The sequence below is a fragment of the Aliiroseovarius sediminis genome (assembly GCF_022678485.1).
GTDB lineage: Bacteria > Pseudomonadota > Alphaproteobacteria > Rhodobacterales > Rhodobacteraceae > Aliiroseovarius > Aliiroseovarius sediminis.
Map to the genome: position 1 here is coordinate 273,815 of NZ_JALBYP010000021.1, position 26,799 is coordinate 300,613.

General features: G+C 59.5%; 23 protein-coding genes. 12 read left to right on the forward strand and 11 right to left on the reverse strand.

Annotated features, from left to right (window positions below; all coding sequences use genetic code 11):
* The first annotated feature begins 642 nt into the window (after positions 1 to 642).
* Entirely contained in the window at positions 643 to 4,350 is a 3,708-nt protein-coding gene (locus MN186_RS03700; protein ID WP_242111805.1) for a vitamin B12-dependent ribonucleotide reductase, read from the forward strand.
* 414 nt (positions 4,351 to 4,764) lie between these two features.
* On the forward strand, positions 4,765 to 5,052 hold the full coding sequence (locus MN186_RS03705; RefSeq protein WP_242111807.1) for a hypothetical protein: 288 nt from the start codon (positions 4,765 to 4,767) through the stop codon (positions 5,050 to 5,052).
* Between the two features lie 92 nt (positions 5,053 to 5,144).
* On the opposite strand, the gene ilvN is transcribed toward MN186_RS03705, so the two are convergent.
* The 7 genes from ilvN to MN186_RS03740 all read right to left on the reverse strand — a co-directional run bounded on the left by ilvN (position 5,145) and on the right by MN186_RS03740 (position 11,160).
* Entirely contained in the window at positions 5,145 to 5,711 is a 567-nt protein-coding gene (ilvN, locus tag MN186_RS03710; RefSeq protein WP_242111825.1) for an acetolactate synthase small subunit, read from the reverse strand.
* Between the two features lie 13 nt (positions 5,712 to 5,724).
* Positions 5,725 to 7,479: an acetolactate synthase 3 large subunit gene (locus MN186_RS03715; protein ID WP_242111835.1), complete on the reverse strand. Its 1,755-nt coding sequence runs from the start codon at positions 7,477 to 7,479 to the stop codon at positions 5,725 to 5,727.
* A gap of 338 nt (positions 7,480 to 7,817) precedes the next feature.
* Complete coding sequence (locus MN186_RS03720; protein WP_242111839.1) at positions 7,818 to 8,675, reverse strand: arginyltransferase; 858 nt, start codon at positions 8,673 to 8,675, stop codon at positions 7,818 to 7,820.
* A gap of 105 nt (positions 8,676 to 8,780) precedes the next feature.
* Entirely contained in the window at positions 8,781 to 9,269 is a 489-nt protein-coding gene (locus MN186_RS03725) for an RDD family protein (RefSeq protein WP_242111843.1), read from the reverse strand.
* A gap of 91 nt (positions 9,270 to 9,360) precedes the next feature.
* Positions 9,361 to 9,885: a DUF2852 domain-containing protein gene (locus MN186_RS03730; RefSeq protein WP_242111846.1), complete on the reverse strand. Its 525-nt coding sequence runs from the start codon at positions 9,883 to 9,885 to the stop codon at positions 9,361 to 9,363.
* Positions 9,886 to 10,063: 178 nt separating this feature from the next.
* Positions 10,064 to 10,594, reverse strand: a complete 531-nt coding sequence (locus MN186_RS03735) for a cytochrome b (RefSeq protein WP_242111857.1) — start codon at positions 10,592 to 10,594, stop codon at positions 10,064 to 10,066.
* A 92-nt stretch (positions 10,595 to 10,686) separates the two neighbouring features.
* Entirely contained in the window at positions 10,687 to 11,160 is a 474-nt protein-coding gene (locus MN186_RS03740) for a YbaK/EbsC family protein (RefSeq protein WP_242111861.1), read from the reverse strand.
* Between the two features lie 131 nt (positions 11,161 to 11,291).
* Between MN186_RS03740 and MN186_RS03745 the strand changes: the two genes are divergently transcribed.
* Positions 11,292 to 14,093, forward strand: coding sequence for a [protein-PII] uridylyltransferase family protein (locus tag MN186_RS03745; RefSeq protein WP_242111863.1), 2,802 nt, complete (start codon positions 11,292 to 11,294; stop codon positions 14,091 to 14,093).
* Positions 14,094 to 14,124: 31 nt separating this feature from the next.
* The gene (locus MN186_RS03750) at positions 14,125 to 14,397 is read left to right on the forward strand and encodes a hypothetical protein (protein ID WP_242111866.1); all 273 of its coding nucleotides are present in this window, start codon (positions 14,125 to 14,127) and stop codon (positions 14,395 to 14,397) included.
* Between the two features lie 46 nt (positions 14,398 to 14,443).
* Here MN186_RS03750 and MN186_RS03755 read toward each other — a convergent pair whose 3' ends face one another.
* From MN186_RS03755 to cobA, 3 genes are all read right to left on the reverse strand, one after another.
* On the reverse strand, positions 14,444 to 15,379 hold the full coding sequence (locus tag MN186_RS03755; RefSeq protein ID WP_242111869.1) for a phosphatase PAP2 family protein: 936 nt from the start codon (positions 15,377 to 15,379) through the stop codon (positions 14,444 to 14,446).
* Between the two features lie 143 nt (positions 15,380 to 15,522).
* Positions 15,523 to 16,755, reverse strand: coding sequence for an MFS transporter (locus MN186_RS03760; RefSeq protein ID WP_242111880.1), 1,233 nt, complete (start codon positions 16,753 to 16,755; stop codon positions 15,523 to 15,525).
* 108 nt (positions 16,756 to 16,863) lie between these two features.
* On the reverse strand, positions 16,864 to 17,733 hold the full coding sequence (gene cobA, locus MN186_RS03765) for a uroporphyrinogen-III C-methyltransferase (protein WP_242111882.1): 870 nt from the start codon (positions 17,731 to 17,733) through the stop codon (positions 16,864 to 16,866).
* A 366-nt stretch (positions 17,734 to 18,099) separates the two neighbouring features.
* On the opposite strand from cobA, the gene MN186_RS03770 reads away from it, so the two are divergent.
* The 8 genes from MN186_RS03770 to pgi all read left to right on the forward strand — a co-directional run bounded on the left by MN186_RS03770 (position 18,100) and on the right by pgi (position 25,806).
* Positions 18,100 to 18,831: a precorrin-6A/cobalt-precorrin-6A reductase gene (locus MN186_RS03770; RefSeq protein WP_242111884.1), complete on the forward strand. Its 732-nt coding sequence runs from the start codon at positions 18,100 to 18,102 to the stop codon at positions 18,829 to 18,831.
* Positions 18,807 to 19,445: a DNA-3-methyladenine glycosylase family protein gene (locus MN186_RS03775; RefSeq protein WP_242111885.1), complete on the forward strand. Its 639-nt coding sequence runs from the start codon at positions 18,807 to 18,809 to the stop codon at positions 19,443 to 19,445. Before MN186_RS03770 ends, MN186_RS03775 begins: the two co-directional genes overlap by 25 nt.
* Positions 19,445 to 20,128: an alpha/beta hydrolase gene (locus MN186_RS03780; protein WP_242111887.1), complete on the forward strand. Its 684-nt coding sequence runs from the start codon at positions 19,445 to 19,447 to the stop codon at positions 20,126 to 20,128. The genes MN186_RS03775 and MN186_RS03780 overlap by 1 nt, the downstream gene beginning before the upstream one ends.
* Before the next feature lie 135 nt (positions 20,129 to 20,263).
* Positions 20,264 to 20,845, forward strand: coding sequence for an HNH endonuclease (locus MN186_RS03785; protein ID WP_242111889.1), 582 nt, complete (start codon positions 20,264 to 20,266; stop codon positions 20,843 to 20,845).
* A 52-nt stretch (positions 20,846 to 20,897) separates the two neighbouring features.
* Positions 20,898 to 21,848 (forward strand): agmatinase, encoded by a 951-nt coding sequence (gene speB, locus MN186_RS03790; RefSeq protein ID WP_242111893.1) that lies wholly within the window; start codon positions 20,898 to 20,900, stop codon positions 21,846 to 21,848.
* 115 nt (positions 21,849 to 21,963) lie between these two features.
* Complete coding sequence (zwf, locus tag MN186_RS03795; protein WP_242111896.1) at positions 21,964 to 23,415, forward strand: glucose-6-phosphate dehydrogenase; 1,452 nt, start codon at positions 21,964 to 21,966, stop codon at positions 23,413 to 23,415.
* Complete coding sequence (gene pgl / locus MN186_RS03800; RefSeq protein ID WP_242111911.1) at positions 23,415 to 24,089, forward strand: 6-phosphogluconolactonase; 675 nt, start codon at positions 23,415 to 23,417, stop codon at positions 24,087 to 24,089. The genes zwf and pgl overlap by 1 nt, the downstream gene beginning before the upstream one ends.
* Before the next feature lie 85 nt (positions 24,090 to 24,174).
* Positions 24,175 to 25,806 carry a glucose-6-phosphate isomerase gene (gene pgi / locus MN186_RS03805; RefSeq protein WP_242111915.1) on the forward strand — a complete coding sequence of 544 codons (1,632 nt, stop codon included), beginning with the start codon at positions 24,175 to 24,177 and terminating at the stop codon, positions 25,804 to 25,806.
* A 25-nt stretch (positions 25,807 to 25,831) separates the two neighbouring features.
* Here the strand turns inward: pgi and MN186_RS03810 are convergent, their stop codons facing one another.
* Positions 25,832 to 26,794, reverse strand: coding sequence for an alpha/beta fold hydrolase (locus MN186_RS03810; RefSeq protein WP_242111931.1), 963 nt, complete (start codon positions 26,792 to 26,794; stop codon positions 25,832 to 25,834).
* Positions 26,795 to 26,799: the final 5 nt, after the last annotated feature.

Genomic DNA, 26,799 nt, shown 5'->3' on the forward strand with positions numbered 1-26,799 from the left:
CGTCCTAAAAAGTGATTCCCCTAGCCGCCACGGTCAGATGCCCATCGCATCGAAAATGTGGCACCAGATTGTCACAATCGCCACCTCACCGCCATGTTTGCAACGCGATTGCGCTCGACCAGGGTTTTCGCGTGAAAACCACAATATCAACGGTAAGCGGCGGCCTTGTTGTCGCACGGCAGATCTGAGTGCGCGTCGCAGGGATTGAGGTAAAACTTATCCTTCTGCGCGTAAGCCTGCGGACGGATTAACAAAATCTAAAACCGTCCACATGTTGTCCCCAATATCATCCACTCTCCGGAATCAAATGGTTAATGCAGCGCTTAAACAATCCGGTATTAACGTCAACTTAAAAGAGTTGTGGATAGAGCAGAAGTTTTGGTTGACCTGATAGGGGTCGCTACGCCAAGTTGTGGGCGCTGGTCATCAAGCCACAACATATAGTGGCGGCAGGTTTCAGCGGGATAACAAATGCGAAAAATTCGGCCGTTGAGGTCGGTCTTGTCCAGACGTGGTTAAGATCACGTTTGGGGGCGGGAAAGTCGTGTGCCCGAAACCCTGTATGAACGGCGCTTGATTATTCTCAGGTGACGGCGTGGAAGCACGCAGCACCGCTTTGCACGTAAGGAACGATGGGGCACCATGAAGATTGAACGCAAATTCACCAAGGCCGGCCAAGACGCATATTCGGATCTGGATTTCATCACCACTTCGTCGGAAATCCGTAACCCGGACGGGACGATCGTGTTCAAGTTGGACGATTGCGAAGTGCCCGCCGATTGGAGCCAGGTTGCCTCGGACGTCATCGCGCAGAAATACTTCCGTAAGGCTGGTGTGCCCGCCGCCCTGAAGCGCGTGAAGGAAAAGGACGTGCCGGAATTCCTGTGGCGTTCGGTCCCTGACGACAAAGCGCTGGCAGACCTGCCCAAAGAACAGCGGTTTGGCGGCGAGATTTCGGCCAAGCAGGTGTTCGACCGTTTGGCCGGTGCGTGGACCTATTGGGGTTGGAAGGGTGGCTACTTCACCACCGAAGAGGATGCGAAAGCCTATTTCGACGAGATGCGGCATATGCTTGCCAGCCAGCGCGCAGCACCGAATTCGCCCCAGTGGTTCAACACCGGCCTGCATTGGGCCTACGGCATCGACGGCCCCGCACAAGGCCATTATTATGTAGATCACAAGACCCGCAAGCTGACCAAATCCAAGTCGAGCTATGAGCATCCGCAGCCGCACGCCTGTTTCATTCAGTCCATTGGTGACGATCTGGTGGGCGACGGTGGCATCATGGATCTGTGGGTGCGCGAGGCGCGCCTGTTCAAATATGGCTCCGGCACTGGCACCAACTTCTCGTCCCTGCGTGCGGCGAATGAACCGCTGTCTGGCGGTGGCAAATCCTCGGGCCTGATGGGGTTTCTGAAAATTGGCGACCGCGCTGCGGGCGCGATCAAATCGGGGGGCACCACGCGTCGCGCCGCCAAGATGGTGATCGTGGACAGCGACCACCCGGACATTGAAGAATACATCAACTGGAAGGTGAAAGAAGAGCAGAAGGTGGCGTCGCTGGTCGCAGGTTCGAAGATGCACGAAGAGCATTTGAACCACATCTTTGCCGCAATCCGCGCGTGGGACGGGGCCGAGGAAGACGCCTATGATCCGAAGGTAAATGACACTCTGAAAGCTGCCATTCGGGCTGCGAAAAAAGTCGCGATTCCAGAAGTGTACGTGAAACGCGTTCTGGATTATGCCAAGCAGGGCTATGGCTCGATCGAGTTTCCGACCTATGACACCGACTGGGATTCGGAAGCATACGCCACCGTATCGGGTCAGAACTCGAACAACTCGGTGCGTGTGACCGATGCGTATTTGAAAGCCGTCGAAGCTGACGCCGATTGGGAATTGATTCGCCGCACCGATGGCTCGGTCGCCAAGACCATCAAGGCGCGGGATCTGTGGGACCAAATCGGTCACGCTGCATGGGCCTGCGCCGATCCCGGCATTCAATATCACGACACCGTCAACGCATGGCACACCTGCCCGGAAGATGGCGCGATCCGCGGCTCGAATCCGTGCTCAGAATACATGTTTCTGGACGACACTGCTTGTAACCTCGCCTCGATGAACCTGCTGACCTTCCTTGAAGATGGCGTGTTCCAGGCCGAGGACTACATGCACGCCACGCGGTTGTGGACGATCACCTTGGAAATCTCGGTGATGATGGCGCAGTTCCCATCGAAAGAGATCGCCGAGCGCAGCTACGTTTTCCGCACGCTGGGGCTGGGCTATGCCAATATCGGCGGGCTTCTGATGAATATGGGTCTGGGATATGACAGCGACAAAGGCCGCGCGCTGTGTGGTGCGTTGACCGCGATCCTGTCGGGTGTGTCTTATGCGACCTCGGCGGAAATGGCAGGCGAGTTGGGCGCGTTTGAAGGGTATAAGCGCAACAAAGACCACATGCTGCGCGTCATCCGCAATCACCGAACGGCGGCGTATGGTGCAACGGAAGGCTACGAGGATCTGGCGATCAAACCGTTGCCGTTGGACCTGAAAAACTGCCCTGACGGGAAGCTGGTCGATCTGGCCATGGGGGCTTGGGACGAAGCGCTGGCACTGGGGGAAAAGCACGGCTATCGCAACGCGCAAGTATCTGTGATTGCACCCACCGGCACGATCGGTCTGGTGATGGACTGCGACACCACCGGGATTGAGCCTGACTTCGCGCTGGTGAAATTCAAGAAACTTGCGGGCGGCGGATATTTCAAGATCATCAACCGCTCGGTTCCCGCCGCGCTTGAGAAGCTCGGCTACAGCTCGTCGCAAATTGAAGAGATCATCAGCTATGCTGTGGGTCATGGAACCATTGGCAACGCGCCGGGGATCAACCACACCACGCTGATCGGCCATGGCTTCGGCCAGAACGAGATTGACAAGATTGAAGCGGCTCTGCCCTCGGCGTTTGATATTCGTTTCGTATTCAACCAGTGGACACTGGGCGATGAGTTTTGCACCAACGTTCTTGGCATTCCGGCAGACAAACTGAACAACCCCGATTTCAGCCTGCTCAGCCACCTTGGCTTCACCCGCAAGGACATTGACGCGGCCAACGATCACGTCTGCGGCACGATGACCCTGGAAGGCGCGCCACATCTGAAAGAAGAGCATTACAGCGTCTTTGACTGCGCCAACCCGTGCGGCAAAATCGGTAAGCGCTTCCTGAACGTTGACAGCCATATCTATATGATGGCGGCCGCGCAGAGCTTCATTTCCGGTGCGATTTCGAAAACGATCAACATGGCAAACGACGCCACGATTGAGGACTGTCAGAGAGCTTATGAGCTGTCCTGGAGCTTGGGGATCAAGGCCAACGCGCTGTATCGCGACGGCTCGAAACTCAGCCAACCGTTGGCGGCTGCGCTGGTGGAAGATGACGAGGAGGCAGAAGAAATCTTGGCCTCGGGCAATCCGCATGACAAGGCCGTGACGCTGGCCGAAAAGATCATCGAAAAAGTGGTAATCAAAGAGGTGGCGCGTGGGCGCGACAAGATGCCGGAACGCCGCAAAGGCTATACCCAGAAGGCCATCGTGGGGGGGCACAAGGTTTATGTGCGTACCGGCGAATATGCCGACGGCAAGCTGGGTGAGATTTTCATCGATATGCACAAGGAAGGTGCGGGCTTCCGGGCGATGATGAACAATTTTGCCATCGCCGTGTCCGTTGGCCTGCAATATGGTGTGCCGCTTGAAGAATTCGTGGACGCTTTCACCTTCACCAAGTTCGAACCGGCAGGGATGGTGCAGGGCAACGATTCGATCAAGAACGCGACGTCTATTCTTGACTACATCTTCCGCGAATTGGCCGTGTCCTATCTGGACCGCACGGATCTTGCCCATGTGAAGCCAGAAGGTGCTGCCTTTGACGATCTGGGCCGGGGCCAAGAAGAAGGCGTGGCAAATGTTCAGGAAATGACCGAAACAGCCGCGACCAAGTCTTTGGCAGTCTTGAAGCAAATCAGCTCGACTGGATATCTGCGCAAACGGATGCCGCAACAGTTGATGGTATTGCAGGGTGGGGCCGAGGCGGGCGGAACTGTTCTGAGCGGCAGCGATCCGGTCGGCACGTTGAATGCGCTTGTGCCGGAAACGACGGGCGTGCGAACCACCGTGACAGAAACACTGGTCAGCGAAACGGCGGTGTCAGCGGGCACGGTCAACAAGATCGACGCGCGCGCCAAGGCCAAGATGCAAGGCTACGAAGGCGACCCTTGTGGCGAATGTGGCAACTACACGCTGGTGCGTAACGGCACCTGCATGAAGTGCAACACTTGCGGTGGGACGTCGGGCTGTAGCTAGAATCAAAACGGACGCTCATCGGTGGATGAACGTCCAGACAAGACAGGGCAGGGCGGTCCGCCGCCAGCCCGAATTGACACGGGGCGGGTGCGCTCGTCCCCTGACGCGGATAAGGCCGCAGGCAAACAAACCGGGCGGTAACAATCAAGAGCTTTATCAGCGAAACTGGGGTGCCTGCGGGCGCCCCTTTCTTTTGCGCGAAAGATCGTTCGATGGGTCCGGGTGGGTGGCTGATTCCATGCGTGTTTGCGCCACGGGTGACGTGGGGGCACCGCTGACCTTAAAACGACGCAAAGTCGTCTTGAATTGGTCCTGAAAATCGTTTTGATCGGCCGTTTTTTTCGCAGTCGCAGAAAATCGCCCTGTTTCTGCCACATACCAACGGTATTTTAACCACTAGAAGTGGAGAAGCAGATGTTGGGAATAATCCTTTGGTATAACGCCGATAAGAGCGTTGGCTTGGTCTGGTGCGAGGATCAGGGGCCGTTGGCTTATATCGGGCCAGAAGTTGCCGTCCCGGAAGGCGTGCATAAGCTGGGCCGGGGTGCCCAAATTCGGTTTGGCTACGAAGAGCAGAACGGCTTTCGGACCGTCCGACGGATCGAAGGGGTTGCGGTAGTGATGGGGGGCACAGACCCGGCCAAGGTCTTGGCGAACTATGACCCTCCTGCCGCTGGCCCGATGTTGCGAGTTGTGGCCTGACCTGCGACGCAGGACAGAAGGGTTCCAACGATTGCGCACAAACGCCCGTCACACGACCGTGGCGGGCGCGTTCGTTTCAACCAATTGTCAGTTCAAGCGGTCGCCCCGCGCGACAGTGCGGCAACCCCGGTGCGCGCAACCTCTACCAGACCCAAGGGGCGCATCAATTCTGAGAACGCCGAGATCTTGTCGGTCGTGCCTGTCATCTCGAACACGAAACTGTCCAGGGTCGAGTCGACCACATTGGCGCGGAAAATGTCGGCAAGGCGCAGCGCCTCGACCCGTTTGTCGCCGGACCCTTCGACCTTGAACAAGGCCAGTTCACGTTCGACCGACGGGCCTTCGACGGTCAGGTCATGAACGTCATGTACCGGTACGATCCGACCCAGCTGGGCCTTGATCTGCTCAATTACCGCCGGCGTGCCAGTGGTGACGATTGTGATCCGCGACAGGTGGCCCAAGTGGTCGATTTCGGCCACGGTCAAGCTTTCGATATTATAGCCCCGGCCCGAAAACAGCCCGATGACGCGGGCCAGAACGCCGGCTTCGTTGTCGACCACGATCGCCAGCGTGTGACGTTCGATCACGTCCGAATTGGGATCGCGCAGGTCATAGGCCGATTTGCGTGACGAGCCTTTTTTGATCTTGAGTGCAGACATTTACAGACCCTCCTTAAACCAGCGTCGCGCCTGAGGAACCGATGACGCCCTGCGTCTCGGCTTCGCCCAGAAGCATCTTGTTATGCGGCTCGCCCGACGGGATCATCGGGAAGCAGTTTGCGTGCTTTTCGACAAGCACATCCAGAATGAACGGGCCGTCGTAATCCAGCATTTCCTGAATAGCATCGTCCAGTTCGGCGGGGTCAGACACTTGTCGGCCTTTGCAGCCGAACGCCTCGGCGAGCTTCACGAAATCAGGCAGGCTTTCCGACCAGCTTTGGCTGTATCGTTCACCGTGCAGAAGTTCTTGCCACTGGCGTACCATCCCCAAGCGTTCGTTGTTCAGGATGAACTGCTTAATGGGCGCGCGGAACTGAACGGCGGTGCCCATTTCCTGCATGTTCATCAGCCAGCTTGCGTCACCTGCCACGTTGATGACCAACGCGTCAGGGTGCGCGATCTGTGCGCCCAGTGACGCGGGCAGGCCATAGCCCATCGTGCCCAACCCGCCCGAAGTCAGCCAGCGGTTCGGACCTTCAAAGCCCATGAATTGCGCGGCCCACATCTGGTGTTGGCCCACTTCGGTGGCAACGTAACGGTCTTTGTCTTTTGTCAGGGCCTCAAGCCGTTCCATCGCGTATTGTGGTTGAATTACCTTGTCGCTGCCCTGATAGGCCAGACAGTCGCGTGCCTGCCATTCATTGATCTTATTTGTCCAGTCAGCCAGCCCGTCGGCATGCGTCTTGCGCCCGCGCGCTTTCCAGATTTTCAGAAGGTCCTCAAGCACATAGCCAACATCACCGATGATCGGGATATCCACATGGATCACCTTGTTGACGGAGCTGGGATCAATGTCGATATGCGCCTTTTTCGAACCGGGGCTGAACGCGTCAAGCCGCCCGGTGATCCGGTCATCAAACCGCGCGCCGACGCAGATCATCAGATCGCAGTCATGCATCGCCATGTTGGCTTCATAAAGCCCGTGCATCCCCAACATACCCAACCAATGTTTGCCCGACGCCGGATAAGCGCCCAGCCCCATCAGGGTCGAGGTGATGGGAAAGCCCGTCGCATCCACCAGTTCGCGCAGCAATTGGCAGGCCTCTGGGCCCGAGTTGATCACACCGCCGCCGGTATAGAAGATCGGCCGTTTCGCGGTCTCCATCGCGGCAGCCAATTCGGTGATCGCGTCGATATCGCCGCGCACCTGTGGGGTGTAGTGATGGGTTTCGGCCTTCGCGGGCGGGGTGTATTTGCCGGTTGCAAACTGCACGTCTTTCGGAATGTCGACCAGTGTCGGACCGGGACGGCCCTGTGTGGCGACGTGGAAAGCCTGATGGATGACATCGGACAGTTTGTCGGTCTCTTTCACCAGCCAGTTGTGCTTGGTGCAGGGGCGGGTGATGCCCACGGTGTCGGCTTCCTGAAAGCCATCCGTGCCGATCATGAAGGTCGGAACCTGTCCGGTAAGGACAATGATCGGAATGGAATCCAGCAGGGCATCTGTCAACCCGGTGACTGCGTTGGTGGCACCTGGGCCAGATGTCACCAGAACGACGCCCGGCTTGCCGGTGGAACGCGCATAGCCTTCGGCGGCATGGACCGCGCCCTGTTCGTGACGGACAAGGATGTGGCGAATGTCGTTTTGCTGAAAAATCTCATCATAGATCGGCAGGACTGCGCCCCCCGGATAGCCGAATACCGTGTCGACACCCTGATCCTTCAGGGCTTGTACCACCATTTTCGCTCCGGTCATCTGACGTGTCATCACTCTCTCCGTTCCACGTGCGTTATTCACAAAAAAGCCCCCGATTTTCGGGGGCGCATGGGGATCCAATATGGTTCCGTTACCGGCCCATGCGCCATTTCTCTACAAGTACGAGGATGCTGCCCACTGCAACTTTTCCTTTGCCTTGCCCGAACGGGCGTTTTGCTGACATGGGCGCGACATTATGAGCGACAAAAGGGGGCGTCAACCGCGAAAAGGGTGAATAAAGTGTCGCAGGGTCAAAAAAATTGTAACTTTCAGTCTTTTTGGTGCATGGCAGCGCAATTTTTGCAAATACAGGACCGATTCCTAGTGGTTTCATTCGGCTAGGGGTGGTGTTAGCTTTGGTTGCCCGATGACCCGGCCGCGTCGGGAAGAGTGATGTTGGCAACCTGCTGGGCAATGGGGGCGGTGGACAGGGGGTGCAGCTCGGCGTCGTAGTCTTCCCCGGCGCGAAGCAGGGTCCATTCGCCGTTGCGATAGATCTCAAGCCCGGAAAAGCGGGATTTATAATCCATTTTTGGGCTGCCCGGCACCCAATATCCCAAATAGACATAGGGCAGACCGGCCTCGCGCGCGATCTGAATATGATCAAGGATCATATGCGTGCCAAGCGAGGTTTTGACCCGGTCCGGGTCATAGAAGGAATAGACCATCGACAGCCCGTCATCCAAAACATCGGTCAGGCAGACGGCGCGCAAGGGGCCGGCGGGCTCGTCCCCCGGCTGCTGGCTTGCGCCGCGTTCGGAATATTCGATGACGCGGCTTTTGATCGGCGTTTCTTCAATCATGGCGGCAAATTCGAACACGTCCATGTCAGCCATACCGCCATCGGCGTGGCGGGTATCAAGATAGCGACGGAACAGTTCATATTGTTCTTCGCTGGCCCAAGGCGATCGGGCGCGTCGTTCCAGATCATCGTTGCGGCGCATGGTGCGGCGCTGGCCCTTGGTCGGTGCAAAATCCGCGACGCGAATGCGGGCGGAAAGACAAGCCGAGCAGTCCGCACAGGACGGGCGATACAGTACATTCTGCGACCGTCGAAATCCCTGTTTGGACAGAGAGTCATTCAGGGTAGAGGCATGTTCGCCTTGCAACGCCGTGAACAGCTTGCGCTCCATGCGCCCGTCAAGATACGGGCATTCCTGCGGCGCGGTGACATAGAATTGAGGAGCAAGCGGAAGGGTGTGACGCATTGGGGTATCAGATTGGTGCGGATGAACGAACGTTAGCGCGACGAAGCAGGTCGGGCAAGGGGCGCGAGACGAGAAGGTGAATCCAACCCGCCGCCAACCGTCCGATCACTGGCCCGCTGCTCGGTTCACAGCAGCGGTTCCCAGCACCATATCGCCCAACCCCTGACCGCGGGGTGTCGTGAACATCATCACGATCGAGATCGCTTGAAGAACGAAGGTCGACATCGCCACGAAATACCCCAGCGTGTGAAGCGCCGCCGTGCCCCGGTCAAAACGTTGCCCGCGATGGGTGCGCAGTTCGATCGCTGTAAGGCGCATGCCTAGGGTTGCGGATTTGCTGCTGAGCGTGGTGACCCGATAAATGAAGCTAACCGCCAGATAGATGATACCCCACAAAAAGAAACCCACGCCAAGGGTCAGCAGGCTGACCAGAATGCAGATTGCGACGATCAGAACCACGTCAATCAGCCAAGCCAGCAGCCGTTTGATCGTGACATCCCGATAAAACTCAGCCTGCGTTTCTGGGTCGGGCAGCCCCCAATAGCGCGCGCGCCCGCTTGTATCGCTGTGAAACGCGTGTGGGAAATCAGACATGGTCGGTCCTGTGTTCTGTTCGTCTGGCAAGAAACCCGGCCCAAGATAGGGGCCGGGTGGGCTGTCGCTTATATAGGTAACAGCGATGCATTTACGAGGTCTTGTCTGTGCCCTTGGCTGGTTCATCCAGAACCTCAACATCGTCTGCGCCCGGATCGACGTTATCCGTGTCATAGGCCTGTTCGCGTGCCGATTGGGCGGCGGTTGCGCGTTCGTCCATGAATTGGTCGAATTCTGACTTATCCTTGGCGGCGCGCAGACGCTCAAGGAACGCTTCGAACGCTTCCTGTTCGTCCATCAGGCGGCGTAGCGTTTCAGCCTTATAGGCGTCAAACGCAGTGTTGCCCGATGTCGAGAACCCATGACGACGGGCATAGCGCGCGTCTTTCCATGCGGTGTTGTCGTTTGATCGGCGGTGGCTGCAGGATTTCGAAAACATGCGTTTGCTCCAGATCAGATAGGCAAGGATCGCCAGCCCAAGGGGCCAGAAGAAGATGAAGCTGATGACCATGACCGCGATCCACGCGCCTTTGCCGCGTTCGTCCAGCCATGCCTCGCTTCGCGAAAACCAGCCGCGGGGTGCGGCGGGAAACTCGGTTTGTGCGGCGGTGTTCATGGTTGATCTCCGTTGGTTGCTTTAATGTGAATGCCATTCACATGGGTAAGATGTGGGTATTTGGCGGTTCACATCAAGGTTTAATGTGAATGTTTTTTACATTTTTTTGACATCTCTTTGCTTAGAAACAAAAAAAGCCGTCCTTGTGGACGGCTTTCAGGCGCGACAGAAGCTGCGATCAGTGGCGTTTCCCAAACCACATGCGGCGGATCAGGCCGTCTTTCAGCACAAACTGATGATACAGCCAGCCCGCAATATGGGCCAGAATCGTAAGTAGAAGCAACTTTGAGATGACGCCATGGGCCACCCGCGGTGCCAGATCATCGAAGGTTTGGGGCAGGGGGTCGGCCGACCCGCCAAAGACAATATCGGGCAGCCCCGCGGTTATCGAAATTCCGATGCCGCTGGCCACCATCAGAAAAACCAACACATAAAGCCCCCAATGCGCGGCCCGTGCGCCGCTGTTCAAAAGTCGGTTGCCCGCATCGGCTTTGGGCGGGTGCTGTGTTGTCAGCCGAGTACCCAAACGCAAGATCATCAGCGCGCCGATTACCAAGCCCACCGTCATATGGGCGCGCAGGCTGAACATCTTGTCGGGGCTGTCATTGGGCAGTGCGGCCAACACCTGACTGCCCATAACAAGCGCGCCGATGATCAGTCCGGCAAGAACCCAGTGCAAGGCGGCAAGGGCGGGATGATAGCGGGTCATGGTGGCTCCTGTTGATTCGGCGGTCCGAGGATTGGACGATTGGCTGTAAGTTGCAGATGCAAGCTACGCGATATTGCTTGCATCTGCAAGCTTTATGCAGCTACGAAATCACCTCGCTGGGCACCACAGGCGTTGACCAATACGACAGGCGGGGCGGCAAAAACGTGTCGCGGCGTGCCTGCCGCCGCCCAGACCTCGCTAAACTCCATCAGGCGTGGATCAAAAAAGGCGCGTACCGGACGGATCAGCCCAACGGGGGACACGCCACCGATGGCAAATCCGGTTTCGGCGCGGATCAATTGCGCGTCAGCCTTGCCCAACACCTCGCCCACCAAGGCCGAGCCTTTGGCCGCATCCACCTGATTGCCGCCGGCGGTCAGAAACAGGATCACATGGCCGCTGTCTTCGCCGCGAAAAATGATAGATTTCGCGATCTGGTCGACGTGACAACCGACCGCGCGGGCGGCATCTTCTGCGGTGCGGGTGCCTTGTTCCATCTCGTGTACCGAGGTGTCAATGCCAAGGTCGATCAGGTCGGCCTGCACGCGTTTCAGGCTTTTTGACATGGGCGCGTTCCTTTCGTCTGTTTAACCCTCGCGACGTTAGCTCATTACGCCACCCGTGCAAGCGCAGCCCGATGTGTCGTAAATCAATGATGCCAGTTGACCCGCCCCGTCGTGCGGCGCAATTTGCAACCATGAGTCACAGCCCCTTCGCCGCCCGCATTACCCGCACCCCCATCCCGTTCGAGGCCGACCCCGCCGCCGAGATCGACACGCTGTTTGCCGATCAACCGGCTGAGGTGCGCGAGGTGCTGGTGGGCACGGCCGGGTGCGCGCCATATCTGAAAGGGTTGATGGAAACACAGGCCGACTGGTTGCGCGACGCCCTATCTGCTGCGCCCGAGGATGCGATTGCCAAGGTGCTGGCCAAAGTCACGCCAGAGGCCGACAGCGACAGCGTCCTGCGCGTCACCTTGCGCATCGCCAAGCAGCGGATCGCCTTGTTGGCGGGGCTGGCCGATCTGGCGGGCGTATATACGCTGGAACAGGTCACGGGCGCGTTGACAGATCTGGCCGACCGCGCCACGGGTGCGGCGATGCAGTTTCAGGTGGCCCAGGAAATCCGGCGCGGCAAACTGCCCGGCATGACGCAAGACGACATCGCCTCCGCAGGCGGTCTGGTCGCGCTGGCGATGGGCAAGATGGGCGCGCATGAGCTGAATTACAGCTCGGATATCGACCTGATCATGTTGTTTGACGACAGCAAGTTCGAAGGGTCAGATTTCCACGACGCCCGCGCCAGCCACGTCCGCGCCACCCGAAAGATGAGCGCAATGCTGTCCGAGTTGACAGCCGATGGCTATGTCTTTCGGACCGACCTGCGTCTGCGCCCCGATCCGGCGGTCACGCCCGTCTGTGTGTCGATGGAGGCCGCCGAGCGTTACTATGAAAGCCTTGGCCGCACTTGGGAACGCGCCGCCCACATCAAGGCCCGGCCCTGCGCGGGGGATATCGCGGCGGGGCAGGCATATCTGACCCGACTGCGCCCCTTTATCTGGCGCAAGCATCTGGACTTTGCCGCCATTCAGGACGCCCACGACATGCGCCTGCGCATCCGCGAACATAAGGGACTTCACGGCGATATCACGTTACCCGGACACGATATGAAACTGGGTCGCGGCGGCATTCGCGAGATCGAGTTCTTCACTCAGACCCGCCAGATCATCGCGGGCGGGCGGGACGAAACCCTGCGGGTGCGCGGCACGGTGGATGGGCTGGCGGCGCTTGCTGAAAAAGATTGGGTGCCGCAGGACGTGGCGCAGATTTTGACCCGTCATTATCGTGACCATCGCGAGGTCGAACATCGCGTCCAGATGTTACGCGACGCACAAACTCATGATTTGCCCTCGACCGACGCAGGCTTTGACCGGCTGGCGCGCATGATGGGGGAAGGCGACACCGCCGCGCTTAAATCCCGCTTGCACGCCGCATTAAGCCAGGTTCACAGCGTGACCGAAGGATTCTTTGCCCCTGACGACGACGCCCCCGACAGCCGCGCGCTAACCGAAAACGAGGCCGAAATCGTCAGCCGCTGGACGACCTATCCCTGCCTGCGGTCAACCCGCGCTGTGCGTATATTCAAACGGTTGAAACCCGAGCTTCTGACCCGTCTGGCCGATGCGCCGAAGCCTTACGATGCGCTGATCCAGTTTGACGGGTTCCTGAAGCGCCTGCCAGCGGGGGTGCAGTTGTTTTCGTTGTTCGAAGCCAACCCCACGCTGGTGGATCTGATCGTCGATATCGCCGCCACGGCCCCAGCGCTTGCTGCTTATCTGGGACATAACGCACAGGTGCTGGACGCGGTGATCGGTGGCGGGTTCTTTGAGGATTGGCCCGGTGTCACCGCGCTTGAGGTCGAATTGTCCACCCGTTTGACTAAGCTACCTGATTACGAGGCGCGGCTGGACGGAGCCCGGCGGTGGATGAAGGAATGGCATTTTCGCATCGGTGTCCACCTGCTGCGCGGGCTGATCCCGGCTGGGGAAGCCGGGATGCAATACAGCGATCTGGCCGATGCGGTGATCCGCGCGCTTTGGCCCGTGGTGGTGGACAACTTCGCCGCCAAACATGGCGTCCCGCCGGGGGCAGGGGCGGCGATCATCGGCATGGGATCCATGGGTGCGCGTACCCTGACCGCAGCGTCTGATCTGGACCTGATCGTGATCTACGACCCTCGGGGGGAAGAGGCGTCGGAAGGCCGCCGCCCCCTTGCGCCCCGCGCCTATTATGCGCGCCTGACCCAAGCGTTCCTGACCGCGCTGTCCGCCCCGATGGCCGAAGGGCGGCTCTATGAGGTCGACATGCGCTTGCGACCTTCGGGCCGGCAAGGGCCGGTTGCAACCTCAATTGACAGTTTCCGCGCCTATCAAAAAGACGAAGCCTGGACATGGGAGCATCTGGCCCTGACCCGCGCCCGCGTCATCACTGGTTCTGCCAGCGTTGCCACCGCCTTTGATGCCGCCCGCGCTGAGGTCATGAAGTTCGACCGCGACCCGGCGAAGATCTTGGCCGATGTGATCGACATGCGCAGTCGCATCGCCGAGACCAAGACCGGCGGCGGAACGCTGGACGCCAAACTGGGTGCAGGTCATTTGCAAGACGTCGAGTTGGTTGTGCAAGCGGTGGCGCTTTTGTCGTCTGACGCCGCACGCGATCCGGCGTCGCAGATTGCCCATGGGGTTGCATCGGGCTGGTTTACCGCCGCGCAGGGCCGCGCAATGGCCGATAGTCACGACCTGATGTGGCGCCTTCAAGCTGTGTCAAAACTGTTATCGGAAGGCCCGTTGGACCTTGACGCGTTGGGAACCGGCGGGCAGGATTTGCTTTTGCGTGAAACGGGCGCGAAAACCGGAGAAGCGTTGGTCGAAGAACTGGAAAGCAAAGCTCGCGCCGCAGCCCGTGCCATCGACAAAGTGTTGGCCTCGCCCCCGGCATGACGACCGCGGTCCAAATAAACAAGGAGCCATCATGACGGACCTCATCACCACCATCGACCCGCGCGGTTTGATCCGCGAAAGCTACCGGATCGACGGCATCAGGATCGAGGAATGCCGGTCCATCTTCCTGGACTGGGCGCTGTTCGATGACCACGAAATGACCCAGAGCGACCGGATAAGGGCGCTGTTGGACCACTACGGCACCGATGAACCGGATCACCCGATGACGCAAGTGCTGGGGTTGGCGTTGGAAGAGGCAAAGACGCCCAAGCGGCGCGGCGGGCGGAAGGGTCGGGTGGGGTGATAACGCCGTTTTAGCGCTTACCTGTCCGCTAGCCTCAAGATATCGCTTAACCCACGGCTGTCTGTTGTGGGCTGGCCAGTGTACTTGGCGCTCGTGCAAATACGAAGGCGACAACCAAAGCAACCGCAGCACCTGCGAAGATATCCACGAAATAGTGGCCGCCAAAGACCGGCGTCGATGCGATCATAACTACCGTGTATCCAAGCACTGGCAGAAACAGGAATGTGCGGAAATAGGCGGCGCAAAGCAGGATACCTGCGGCCGTGTGAAATGAGGGAAATGTCACGAGGCCGGGAAGGCGGTTCAGATGCAAAGCGATCGGTCCGGCCTCGGCGCGCAATGTCTGGAAATGCTCAAGATGATAAACGCCCGGCGTCTCGTCAAAATTGAGATATGCGGCGGGATTGGGAATGTAATGGGCAACTGCGGCAAGGGCCGGCATGGTTGCGCCGAACACGATGCAGATGATCGCTGTTACAAAGAATGTCTCGGTGAAGTATCGCGCACGGTCAAATCGGGCCATCAATATAAGACCCAGAAGCGCGGCGATGCTGAGGGAAGTCAGCGAGGTGTAACCGCCATCCAGAATTTGGATCAACATAGGGCGCTCGTGTACGAATTCAAAATAGGCAAGCCAGTTCAGGCCGAAATAGCGGTCCCATGAGGATAAAACCTCGTCCTGAAAAGGAAACGGGATCATCATTGTCAGATGGTTTAGAAGGCGCACGTTCAGCCAGACAAGTTTCAGGAAGAACAGTCCTTCCAAGAACGCAATGACAGTTAGGCACAAACGATTGTCGCCCCAGTGTCTTGCCATCCAGACACTTCCGCAGAACAGCAATCCGAAGAAGAAACACCAAAGAAGGTAGGTGATCAGAACCGATAGATCGAGCGTTGCGCGGGTTGTCGCAAGCAATATCATGTTCGTGGCGAAAACGATGGCGATCCAAAAGTAAAGCCGCTTGCTGGTTATTCTCAACATCAGATACTATTCTTATATCAATGGCTTACCTGACGAAACTGACTCGACTTTACCGCAGTTTTTCTCTCAACTCATGGTCCAAGTTGGGCGTCGTGTATTCAGTTCATGCTTATTCGCGTGATAACACTTTTGTCAACGGTCTCTCACGCCACATCATCCTGCGGGCGTAACATGAGCCAGATCAGCGACGCACCGGCCAAGGCCAGAAACGGTACCATGGCGATGTTGACGGCGTTCCAGCCCTCGACCGTCGATCCGCCCGAGCAGTTCATCAGACCGCCCGAGGCCAGAGATGCGATGGTCACACAGCCGAAAACGATCATGTCGTTCATGCCTTGTACGCGGCCGCGTTCCTCGGGCGCGTGTGCGCCTGCCAGCATCGAGGTCGCGCCGATGAAGCCGAAATTCCAGCCGATGCCAAGAAGGATCAGGGCGATGAAGAAGTTTTCTAACTCGACGCCTTGCAGGGCGACGACGCCCGCCAGCCCCAGGATTGCCAGCCCGGTGGCGATTACCTTGCGGGTGCCGAAACGGGCGATCAGATGGCCGGTGAAAAAGCTGGGTACGAACATGGCCAAAACGTGCGCGGTGACGACATTGCCAGCCATATCGGTTTCAAACCCGCAACCGACCACCGCCAGGGGGGTCGAGGTCATGACAAGATTCATAAGCGCGTAAGATACCATCCCGCAGATGATTGCGACAGCAATCACCGGGTCGCGCAAAAGCTCGCGCCGGGTGCGGCCTCTGGGATCGTCTGCATGTGGTTTGGGCGGTTTGGGGATGTCCAATGCCAGAAACAGGAATGATCCCAAGAAGTTGATGACAATGATTGTCAGGTAGGCACCCAGAAACGGCACAACCATCGCATCATTTGTCGCGTTGAACAGTTGCGGGCCAATAACCGCTGACGCAAGCCCGCCTGCCATCACATAGGAGATCGCCTTGGGCCGAAACTCGGCCGAGGCCGTATCGGCAGCCGCAAAGCGATAAAATCCCTGCGCGGATTGATACAGGCCCATCAGGAACGAACCGATCAGGAAGATGCCGAAATCCGCCTGAGTCAGAGCGTAGGCACTGATCGCAGCCCCCGTCGAGCCGCCTGCGGTGCCCAACCAGAAGCCCACGCGGCGACCGTAGGTCTGCATGACCCAAGCCACGGGGTTGGCAAACACCATCGACCCGCCGACCATCAGCGAAATTGGAAGTGTCGCCCAGCACGGGTTGGACGCCAGCGATTGCCCCGCCAACCCGGCCATGGTGAAAATCATTGGCATTTGCGCGCCCAGAAGCGCCTGTGCCAGCACAAGTATGGTCACGTTGCGCTTGGCGCGGGCGTGGTCGGCTGGGGCGGGGGATGGGATCGCGTCACTCATGCGGATATCCGTATATGTGACGTGAGGATTTGACCAGATGGAAAAGTCCAGCCGCAACGTGGCATTGGATTGGCCATCAGGTTGCGTTCACCTCGCGGGGTGTGGGTGTCAAAGATCCTCGGCCGGGCGGCCAAGGTTCAGCGGATCAGCGTTGCGCGGGGCTTGTCCTGCGGCCATCGCCTGCCAGTCCAGCGCCTGACGCATCAGAACGGCCCGGCCCACGCAGATGATTGCGGGCGCACCGATCCCGTCGCGTGCTGCATCCTCGACACAGGTGGCAAGGGTGGTTTCCAGCACGTGCTGATCGTCTGTCGTGGCGTTGGCGGCGATTGCGACAGGCTCATCGGGCGTGCGTCCGGCCTTCATCAGCGCGGAGCGAATCCGGTCCAGATGCTTCATGCCCATATAGATCACGATCACCTGTGACCCACGCGCGATTGCGCCCCAATCCAGCCCGCCCGGCGTGTTACCGGAATGGTCGTGGCCGGTCACGAAAGTGACCGCCTGATTGACGTCGCGGTGGGTGACGGGAATGCCCGCATAGGCCAGTCCACCAATCCCGGCCGAGATGCCGGGGATGATGCGGATCGGCACGCCGTGTTGCACAAGGCTTTGCCCTTCCTCGCCACCACGGCCAAAGACGAAAGGATCGCCGCCTTTCAGGCGCAGCACCTTGCGACCCGCGCGCGCAAGATCAATCAATTGAAGCGAGATGTCGCGTTGTTTGGCTGATGGCTGCCCGCCGCGTTTCCCCGCACGGATGACCTCGGCGTTCGGATTGGCCCAACCTAGGATTTCCGGCGCAACCAGCGCGTCATGCACAATGACATCTGCCTGCGCCAGCGCGTTGATGGCGTGCAAGGTCAACAGCCCTGGATCGCCGGGCCCGGCACCACACAGCCAGACCCAACCGGGCTGCATCTGCGGCCAGTCACGGCCCGGCAAAGGGGGCGGGGTAAAGGGGGGCGAGTCGATCATGTCTTCTTATGCACCGGGCGCCTGACGGCGAAAAGCGCCTAATCGCGAAAATGGTGACCGGGTCTGCTGCGCTGCAGGCGCTTTCTGGCCTATGGAATGACACTATACTTGATACCGGGGGCTATTCTGGGGAATTTGTTGATGGACGGTCAGCTTATCGTCGGCTTTTGATCTGGTTCGCGCATATTCGCAGAGGTATTGGTATTGTGATAGGGCAGTCCCGACAGTATCGAGGTTCGGTTGTACGAGAATGAATAACGGACCCCAACAGATTGATATGCCTCGGCAAAGCACATTGGCGCGGTGTGGCGGTTTGCCGGCCTGTCGAATGATGAACCAAAAGGGCGCGGTCATCGCGCGGTTGACGTGAAGACCTTGCTTCTGGCTGGCACGCCCGAAGCCCGGGCCATCGCCGACCGGCTTGCCTCGGACGGCGCGCAGGCGGTGGCGTCACTTGTCGGGGTCGATAATGCGTCCCGTACGTTTCCCATTCCGACCCGGCGCGGGGGGTTCGGGGGCGAGGTCTCGCACGAACGGTTTTTACGTGATGGCGGGTTTGATGCGGTGATCGACGCAACACCGCCGTTTTCCGCTAAGATTTCCGCCCGAAGCTTTGCGATTGCGCGCCGCCTGAAGCTGCCATACCTGCGCGTTTTGCGCCCTATGTGGCAGGCGCAGGATGGCGATTTGTGGCACAGCGCCGCGTCCGAAGCGGACATCGCCAAGCTGATCCCCAAGAAAGCGCGGGTATTTTTGTCGACCGAGGCCGCAGCCCTGGACAAATGGGCCGACCTAGCGTCGGGGCGCACGCTGTTTTGTCGTCGCGCAGATCGCACCGATGAGCCCTTTCCCTTTGACGGTGGCTGGATTATCGGGCAGCCGCCCTTCGTGCTCGCTTATGAATTGCGGCTCTTAAAAACATATTCTATTGAATGGGTTGTGAGCAAAAATTCAGGTGGTCCAGCGCGGGCGATCCTTGACGCAGCGCGTGCCTTGGGGCGACCTGTGGCGTTGCTGGATCGCCCTGTAATGATGGATTGCGACCATGCCCAAACCGTGCAAGAGGCCCTGACATGGTTGTCCAGACAGAGCGCCTGATTCACGGGTCTGCCTGCCTTGCGGAAGGCGCGGATTGGCTATGCGCAACCGAACCTCGGTTCGCGACGGTCATGAATCAGATCGACGATATCCCGCTTCGCCTTCGTGACGACGGGTTCGCCGCGCTTCTTTTTGCAATCGTGGGTCAACAGGTCTCGACCGCGTCGGCGGCAGCGATCTGGGCGCGGGTCGAGGGTGCGGGGATGACCACGCCCGCCGCCGTTGCAGACGCCCAGCCTGAGGATCTGGCCGCGTTGGGCCTGTCGCGACCCAAGGTCCGCTATGCGCAGGCATTGGCTGGGGCAGGGCTGGATTACCCCGCGCTGCGGTGCGCGCCGTCCGATCAGGTGATCGCCACCCTGACCGCTGTACCGGGCATCGGATCTTGGACCGCCGAGATCTATGCCCTGTTCGCCTTGGCCCGCGCCGACATCTTCCCAGCAGGCGATCTTGCCCTGCAAGAGGCCACGCGCCTGCTGTTTGACCTGCCCGACCGCCCCAATGATCCGGCGATGCGCGCCCTTGCTGCGCCGTGGTCGCCGTGGAGGGGCGTTGCGGCCCGGCTTCTATGGGCCTATTACCGGGTGGAAAAGCAACGCGAAGGGATCCGCTGATGAACCGAATACTGGATGTGAAACGGCGCGAGGCCGCATCGGCAACGACCAAATCGGTGGTCGTGTTCCTGCATGGATACGGCGCGGATGGGGCGGACCTTCTGGGCTTGGCCGACCCGCTGTCTGAGCATCTGCCCGACACCACGTTCATCGCTCCGGACGCACCCGAGAAATGCGCGGGAAACCCGATGGGCTTTCAATGGTTTCCGATTCCTTGGCTGGACGGATCGTCGGAAGAAGACAGCATGAAGGGCGCCAATCAAGCAGCGCAAGATATCGACGCTTTTCTTGATCAAGTGCTTGAGGATGAAGGGATAAGCCCCTCGCAACTCATTGTTTTCGGGTTCTCACAAGGCACGATGATGGCACTGCGTGTGCTGCCGCGCCGGGACGAGCCGGTTGCCGGTCTGATCGCGTTTTCAGGTCGGATGCTGGAGCCCGACCAGTTTCCCGATCACGTGAAGTCAAAGCCGCCTGTGCTGCTGGTTCATGGGGATCAGGATGACATGGTACCGCCCGGCCACTTCTCGGAAAGCGGCGAGATTTTGCAGGCGGCAGGGTTTGAAACCTACGGCTTCGTCATGAAGGGCACCGGGCATGGGATCGCGATGGACGGGCTGTCGGTCGCGCTGAGCTTTATTCAGGATAAGCTGGGCATCGCGCCCGCCGTGAAGGCCGAATAAACCCAGTGAAGCCCCCAGATCATGGGGGTTGTCAGCTGCGCTCACCTATATATAGTCAGCTTATCAGAAAGGGGCGGGTGTCCCCGCCCCCGATAGGTCGACACAAGACATATACGGGTGAGGATTTGATACGAGATGGACGGCGACTTCAGGACTAACTTCGTGCGCGAAGGTGGCGGGAAGACCAACCCGGCGCTGGTGCTGAATGCGGATTATCAACCCTTGTCCTACTACCCGCTATCGTTATGGCCGTGGCAGGAGGCCGTGAAAGCCGCCGTGCTGGACAGGGTCACAATCCTGGCGGAATATGACGAGGTCGTGCGCAGCCCGTCGGTTCAAATTCGCATCCCCTCGGTCGTCGTTTTGAAAGACTATGTGAAACCGCAAAAGCGCGTGGCTTTCACGCGGTTCAACCTGTTTCTGAGGGACGCATTCTGCTGCCAATATTGCGGCGCAAAAGGCGATCTCACCTTCGATCATGTTGTGCCACGGGCCGCCGGGGGCGTCACCAGCTGGGAAAATGTCGTGGCCGCCTGTCAGCGTTGCAATTTGCGCAAGGGGTCCAAACCCCTGCGGCATTCGGGCCTGACCCTGCGCCGCCCCCCGCGCCAACCGGCCGCCGCCGAACTGCGCAATATGGGCCGGCGTTTTCGGCCCGGCCATCTGCACGACAGCTGGATGGATTTTCTGTATTGGGACGCGGAACTGGAGGCGTGACGCGCCACCATTCTGGCGATAGCCTTCCCCAAGACTGAAAGGGAGCTTCGCCATGTCCGATCCGTTCTTCACCCCTGTGTCGGGGTTTGATCTGCCGCGCTTTGCCGGGGTGCCGACCTTCATGCGCCTGCCCCATGTCGATTTCGACCATCCAAGATTCAACGAGGTGCAGATCGGGCTGATCGGTGCGCCTTGGGATGGCGGCACCACGAACCGGCCCGGCCCGCGCCATGGCCCGCGCCAGTTGCGCGATATGTCCACCATGATCCGCGCGCAAAATGGGGCGACCGGCATCCGCCCGTTCGAGGTCGCGAATTGCGCCGATTTGGGCGATGTGGCCCCGAACCCCGCCGACGTGATGGACAGTTTGCAGCGGATGCAGCGGTTTTACGAGCGGGTGCATACGGCAGGCATTCGTCCGCTGACGGGCGGCGGCGATCACCTGTGCACGCTGCCGATACTGCGCGCGCTGGCCAAGGACGCGCCCCTTGGCATGGTTCATTTCGACAGCCACACTGATCTATACCATTCCTATTTTGACGGCACGATGTTCACCCACGGCACCCCCTTTCGCCGCGCGGTCGAGGAGGGGCTGCTTGACCCCGCCCGCGTGGTGATGATCGGCATTCGGGGCACCGCCTATGACAACGAGGATCGCGACTTCGCCCAAAACGTCGGCATCCGCGTTATCCCGATCGAGGAATTCCACACCCGCGGCGTCGCTGACGTAATGGAAGAGGCGCGCGGCATCGTCGGCACCGGTGATACCTATGTCAGCTATGACATCGACTTCGTGGACCCCGCCTTTGCCCCCGGCACCGGCACGCCCGAGATCGGTGGCCCGAATTCTTTTCAGGCGATCGAGGTTGTGCGCGCGCTTCAGGGCGTAAAGATCGTCGGCGCAGACCTGGTCGAGGTTTCGCCACCGTTTGATGCCTCGGGCGCGACGGCTTATCTGGGCGCTTCGATCATGTTCGAGCTTTTGTGCATGATGGTGCAATAGGCGCTTCGGGCGCGGTTTTCCTTGCCGGTCGACCTGTGGATGCTAGACTCGGACGCTGGCTGCGGGTAAAAGCCTTGTCAACGTCCGTTAGCGCTAACTTAAACTGGAGCTACCCATGGTTTCACGCGTCATTCCCGTCGACCCTTTCGATCTTGTGATTTTCGGGGGCACCGGCGACCTTGCCCGGCGCAAGATCCTGCCGGGGCTCTATCGACGTTATTTGGACGGGCAGATGCCGGGTGAGGCCTGCATCATCGGCGTTGCCCGGGGCGATATGGATACCGATGGATATCGTGCCTTCGTCGAGACCTCGGTTCGTGAGTTCGTGGCGAAAAAATGGTGTGATGCCAAGATATTAAAAGCCTTTATTGAACGGATCAGTTTCGTGCAACTTGACGCGACCGGCGATCAGGGATGGGACGAGCTGAAGGCTGCGACGAAACCTGACCGGGTGCAGGCGTTCTATTTTTCGGTTGGGCCGTCGCTGTTCGGCCCGATCGCCGAGCGTCTGCATACGCATGAAATCGCCGGACCGGATGCGCGCATCGTCGTTGAAAAGCCGTTTGGACATGACGAAGCTTCGGCCCGGGCGTTGAATGAGACTTTGGCGCGGCATTTCGCGGAACATCAGATTTACCGGATCGACCATTATCTGGGTAAGGAAACCGTGCAAAACCTGATGGCGCTGCGCTTTGGCAACATGCTGTTCGAACCACTTTGGAACGCGCAATATGTCGACCACATCCAGATCACGGTGGCCGAAACCGTGGGGGTTGAGGGGCGGGGCAGCTATTATGACAAGTCGGGTGCCATGCGCGATATGGTGCAAAACCACTTGATGCAGCTTCTGTGTCTGACCGCGATGGAGCCGCCCTCGAAATTCGAACCGAACGCAGTGCGGGACGAAAAGCTGAAGATCATCCGTGCGCTGGACCAAGTGGAACCCGGCGATATGGTGCGCGGCCAGTATCGCGGCAATGACGAAGTGGCATCGTACCTTGAGGACGCGGAAACGGATGCCAGCATGACCGAAAGCTTCATCGCGATGAAGCTGCACATCTCGAACTGGCGCTGGAACGGCACGCCGTTCTATTTGCGCACAGGTAAACGCCTGCGGGGTCGGGTGTCAGAAATCGTGGTGCGCTTCAAAGAACCGCCACATTCGATTTTCGAGGAAGACACGGGCCAGACCGCCAACGAATTGTCGATCCGCTTGCAACCGAACGAAGGTATGGATCTGAAGGTCACGATCAAGGAACCGGGGCCGGGCGGTATGCGTTTGATTGATGTGCCGTTGGACATGACCTTTGCCGACGCCTTGGGGGAAGAGGCCGCCGAGGCCCCCGACGCCTATGAAAGGCTGATCATGGATGTGATCAGGGGCAACCAAACGTTGTTCATGCGCGGCGACGAGGTCGAAGCGGCATGGGCCTGGACCGATCCCATTATCGCGGGGTGGGAAAAGCGCGCCGACAAGCCTAAGCTTTACGACGCCTTCTCGACGGGACCGGAAGAGGCGCTTATGCTGCTTCACAAGGATGGACGTCGTTGGAGGGAGATCCGGTAATGAATATGCTTGAATATGCAGATCGCGATTTGATGATGCTGCATTTGGCGGACAAGATTGCGTCGACCTTGGCGCGGATGCTGGACCAGAATGACCGTGCTTCGCTTGCGGTGGCGGGGGGCACATCGCCGGGGCCGGTGTTTGATGCTCTTTCGGGGGTCGATCTGGACTGGTCGCGGGTCGATGTGATGCTTACCGATGAACGTTGGGTGGGCGAGGATAATCCCCGCTCGAACACTGCGCTTTTGAAAAACCGTTTACTGGTGGACAAAGCTGCGGCTGCGCGCCTGATCCCGCTTTACGGTGGCACCGACACGCCCGAGGAAAGTCTTGACGCCTTGTCTGACGCGGTCGCGGCGGCGACGCCTCTATCCGTCGTGCTGCTTGGCATGGGCGAAGACATGCACACCGCCAGCCTGTTTCCCGGTGCAGACCGTCTGGCCGAAGGCCTGTCGCCTGACGCGCCGCCGCTTCTGCCGATGCGCGCGCCGGGTGCGGACGAGCCACGCATCACCCTGACCGCACCGGTTCTGAATGGTGCGATGTCGAAACATCTGTTGATCATGGGTGAAGCGAAACGCGCCGCACTGAATGCTGCGACCAAGGCGCCTGACGCAATGAACGCACCCGTCAAGGCGGTGCTAGCTGACATGACAGTGCATTGGGCTGCATGACGCAATCAGGCGGGGCTCGGATTTTCAGGAGCTGCAGCCCGAATTTGATCTTTGTTTATTTGAGTATGCCGATTTGAGGAAAGCCATGACGTTTCACGACCTGAAAGCCTATCGCGCGCGGATGGCCGACCTGCACATCGCCGATCTGTTTGACGAACAGGGCCGCGCCGAGGCGTTTTCAACCACGGCGCTGGACATGGTGTTCGACTGGTCGAAAACCGCGCTGGACGACCGGGCGGTCGATATGCTGATGCGGCTCGCCGATAACGCGCATGTGGCCCAACGGCGGGAAGCGATGTTTGCAGGTGAAAAGATCAACATGACCGAAGATCGCGCGGTGTTGCATGTGGCGTTGCGCGCCGGCGGCGACACGCGGATCGAGGTGGATGGGCATGACGTGATCCCCCAAGTACACGAAACATTGGCCCGGATGCGCGATTTTGCCTCGCGCCTGCGCTCGGGCCAGATCCGTGCGCCGGGGGGCGGACGGTTTCGCGATGTGGTGAATATCGGGATCGGGGGGTCGGACCTTGGCCCCGCAATGGCAACACTGGCCTTGTCACCCTATCATGATGGGCCGCGCGTGCATTTCGTCTCGAATGTCGATGGGGCGCAGATTGCGGATGTACTGGCGCCGCTGAACCCGGCCGAGACGCTTGTGATCGTGGCGTCCAAGACGTTCACCACAATTGAAACCATGACCAACGCCGCCACCGCCCGCGACTGGCTGATGCGCGACGTAGGTGCGCGCGCGGTCGGGCTGCATTTCGCCGCGCTGTCCTCGAACCTGGAAAAAACGGCGGAATGGGGCATCGCGGATGAGCGTGTGTTCGGTTTTGAAGACTGGGTGGGCGGGCGCTATTCGATGTGGGGGCCGATTGGGCTGTCGCTGATGATCGCCATTGGTCCAGACCGGTTTGATCAGATGTTGGCGGGCGCGCGGGCAATGGATGAGCATTTTCGCGCCGCAGAGGGGCGCGAAAATATGCCTCTGATGCTAGCACTTGTCGGGATGTGGCACCGCCAGATTTGCGGCTACCCGACCCGCGCGGTGTTGCCCTATGAACAGCGACTGGCGCGACTTCCAGCCTATCTTCAACAGTTGGAGATGGAGAGCAACGGCAAGCGTGTCGCGCTGGACGGCACCCCGCTGGACGAGGTGTCCGGCCCCGTGGTCTGGGGCGAACCCGGCACCAATGGGCAGCACGCGTTCTATCAGTTGATCCATCAGGGGACGGACATCATACCGTGTGAATTCATGATCGGCGCGGCGGGCCATGAACCTGAGCTTGATCACCAGCACCGGCTATTGATGGCCAATTGCCTGGCGCAGTCGCAAGCCCTGATGCAGGGCCGGTCGCTGGACGTGGCGCGCAAGCTGATGGAAGCGCAGGATTTCGAAGGCGACGAGCTGGAACGTCAGGCCGCGCACCGCGTGTTTCCGGGCAATCGCCCGTCGACCACGCTGGTCTATCCCAAACTCACGCCCGAGGTGCTGGGCCAGATCATCGCGCTTTACGAGCATCGCGTCTTTGTTGAAGGGGTGATCCTTGGTATCAACTCGTTCGATCAATGGGGGGTTGAACTTGGCAAGGAACTGGCCGTTGCGTTGGAGCCCGTCGTTTCCGGCCATGCGCCCGGTGATGATCTTGACGGATCGACCCGCGCTTTGGTGGCACATCTGTCGCGGATGAAAAAAGACAGGACCGTGACCTGATCGCTGCAAGGGCGGACCGGCTGGGTCAGGCCGCCGACGTGGCCTTCGAACGCCCTCGCGCCAACTCTTCAATCGACGCATAGACCTGCCCACGCACGGTTGGGTCTTCCATCAGAACCTCGTGCTCGCGATCGCGCAACACTTCCAGCCGACCCTTCGGCCAGTCCGCCATCAACCGGTGGATTGGGACGGATTCGACAATACGTTCGTTCGATCCAAGCCACGTCACCGCGGGAACATTGGGGACTGGCAGTCGGGCCAGTGCGTGCATTTCCGTCAGCGCGGCGAATAGCCAGCCAGCGGTAGGCCCGCCCAACGTCAATTCGGGATGGGCCTTTGCCTGCTGCTGCATCATCGTCCACATCGTGCGGTCGGTGGTCAGCATGTTGCCCTCAAACGGTTCGGCCAGCACATAGGTTTCGCGTGCGGTGCCCGGCGACAGGGTCATCTTCCACGGCGACCAATGCAAGGCCCAGGAAAAGCCCCAGGCCATCGGACGCAGGGGTTTGGATAGGATGATGCCCCACATCGGCGCCGAAAAGCACGCGCCGACCACATCCAGCCCGTTGTGGAGCGCGCGCAGCCCGATACAGCCGCCCATGGAATGGGCCAGCATCGTGAAAGGACGGGGCAGATCAAGATCACGCGCCTGTGCCATCATCGCGTCCAGATCGCGCTGATACTCGTCGAAATGGCCGACATGCCCCAGCACCCGTTCAGCATCCGGGCGGTCGGCCAGCCCTTGCCCGCGCCAGTCGATCGTCAGCGTATCAAACCCGCGCGCGGCAAGTTCGGCGGCGTTCAGGCCGTATTTTTCTATATATTCCGTGCGGCCGGGCAGAAGCAGGATGGTGCCGCGCGATTTGGTGCCGTCGGCGCGCGGCCAGTGGGCCAGACGCACCCGCACGCCATCCGACGTCACGCGCCAGAACGCCCGTCCACCGGGTGGCGCATGTGCGATGTCATGAAACAGCGGGGCGTCTGTCATATCCT

What these genes read in the sequence shown, in the direction of transcription:
- MN186_RS03700 (WP_242111805.1), top strand. Translation starts at nt 643, where the DNA reads ATGAAGATTGAACGCAAATTCACCAAGGCCGGCCAAGACGCATATTCG.
- MN186_RS03705 (WP_242111807.1), top strand. Translation starts at nt 4,765, where the DNA reads ATGTTGGGAATAATCCTTTGGTATAACGCCGATAAGAGCGTTGGCTTG.
- ilvN (WP_242111825.1), bottom strand. Translation starts at nt 5,711, where the DNA reads ATGTCTGCACTCAAGATCAAAAAAGGCTCGTCACGCAAATCGGCCTAT.
- MN186_RS03715 (WP_242111835.1), bottom strand. Translation starts at nt 7,479, where the DNA reads ATGACACGTCAGATGACCGGAGCGAAAATGGTGGTACAAGCCCTGAAG.
- MN186_RS03720 (WP_242111839.1), bottom strand. Translation starts at nt 8,675, where the DNA reads ATGCGTCACACCCTTCCGCTTGCTCCTCAATTCTATGTCACCGCGCCG.
- MN186_RS03725 (WP_242111843.1), bottom strand. Translation starts at nt 9,269, where the DNA reads ATGTCTGATTTCCCACACGCGTTTCACAGCGATACAAGCGGGCGCGCG.
- MN186_RS03730 (WP_242111846.1), bottom strand. Translation starts at nt 9,885, where the DNA reads ATGAACACCGCCGCACAAACCGAGTTTCCCGCCGCACCCCGCGGCTGG.
- MN186_RS03735 (WP_242111857.1), bottom strand. Translation starts at nt 10,594, where the DNA reads ATGACCCGCTATCATCCCGCCCTTGCCGCCTTGCACTGGGTTCTTGCC.
- MN186_RS03740 (WP_242111861.1), bottom strand. Translation starts at nt 11,160, where the DNA reads ATGTCAAAAAGCCTGAAACGCGTGCAGGCCGACCTGATCGACCTTGGC.
- MN186_RS03745 (WP_242111863.1), top strand. Translation starts at nt 11,292, where the DNA reads ATGAGTCACAGCCCCTTCGCCGCCCGCATTACCCGCACCCCCATCCCG.
- MN186_RS03750 (WP_242111866.1), top strand. Translation starts at nt 14,125, where the DNA reads ATGACGGACCTCATCACCACCATCGACCCGCGCGGTTTGATCCGCGAA.
- MN186_RS03755 (WP_242111869.1), bottom strand. Translation starts at nt 15,379, where the DNA reads ATGTTGAGAATAACCAGCAAGCGGCTTTACTTTTGGATCGCCATCGTT.
- MN186_RS03760 (WP_242111880.1), bottom strand. Translation starts at nt 16,755, where the DNA reads ATGAGTGACGCGATCCCATCCCCCGCCCCAGCCGACCACGCCCGCGCC.
- cobA (WP_242111882.1), bottom strand. Translation starts at nt 17,733, where the DNA reads ATGATCGACTCGCCCCCCTTTACCCCGCCCCCTTTGCCGGGCCGTGAC.
- MN186_RS03775 (WP_242111885.1), top strand. Translation starts at nt 18,807, where the DNA reads ATGGTTGTCCAGACAGAGCGCCTGATTCACGGGTCTGCCTGCCTTGCG.
- MN186_RS03780 (WP_242111887.1), top strand. Translation starts at nt 19,445, where the DNA reads ATGAACCGAATACTGGATGTGAAACGGCGCGAGGCCGCATCGGCAACG.
- MN186_RS03785 (WP_242111889.1), top strand. Translation starts at nt 20,264, where the DNA reads ATGGACGGCGACTTCAGGACTAACTTCGTGCGCGAAGGTGGCGGGAAG.
- speB (WP_242111893.1), top strand. Translation starts at nt 20,898, where the DNA reads ATGTCCGATCCGTTCTTCACCCCTGTGTCGGGGTTTGATCTGCCGCGC.
- zwf (WP_242111896.1), top strand. Translation starts at nt 21,964, where the DNA reads ATGGTTTCACGCGTCATTCCCGTCGACCCTTTCGATCTTGTGATTTTC.
- pgl (WP_242111911.1), top strand. Translation starts at nt 23,415, where the DNA reads ATGAATATGCTTGAATATGCAGATCGCGATTTGATGATGCTGCATTTG.
- pgi (WP_242111915.1), top strand. Translation starts at nt 24,175, where the DNA reads ATGACGTTTCACGACCTGAAAGCCTATCGCGCGCGGATGGCCGACCTG.
- MN186_RS03810 (WP_242111931.1), bottom strand. Translation starts at nt 26,794, where the DNA reads ATGACAGACGCCCCGCTGTTTCATGACATCGCACATGCGCCACCCGGT.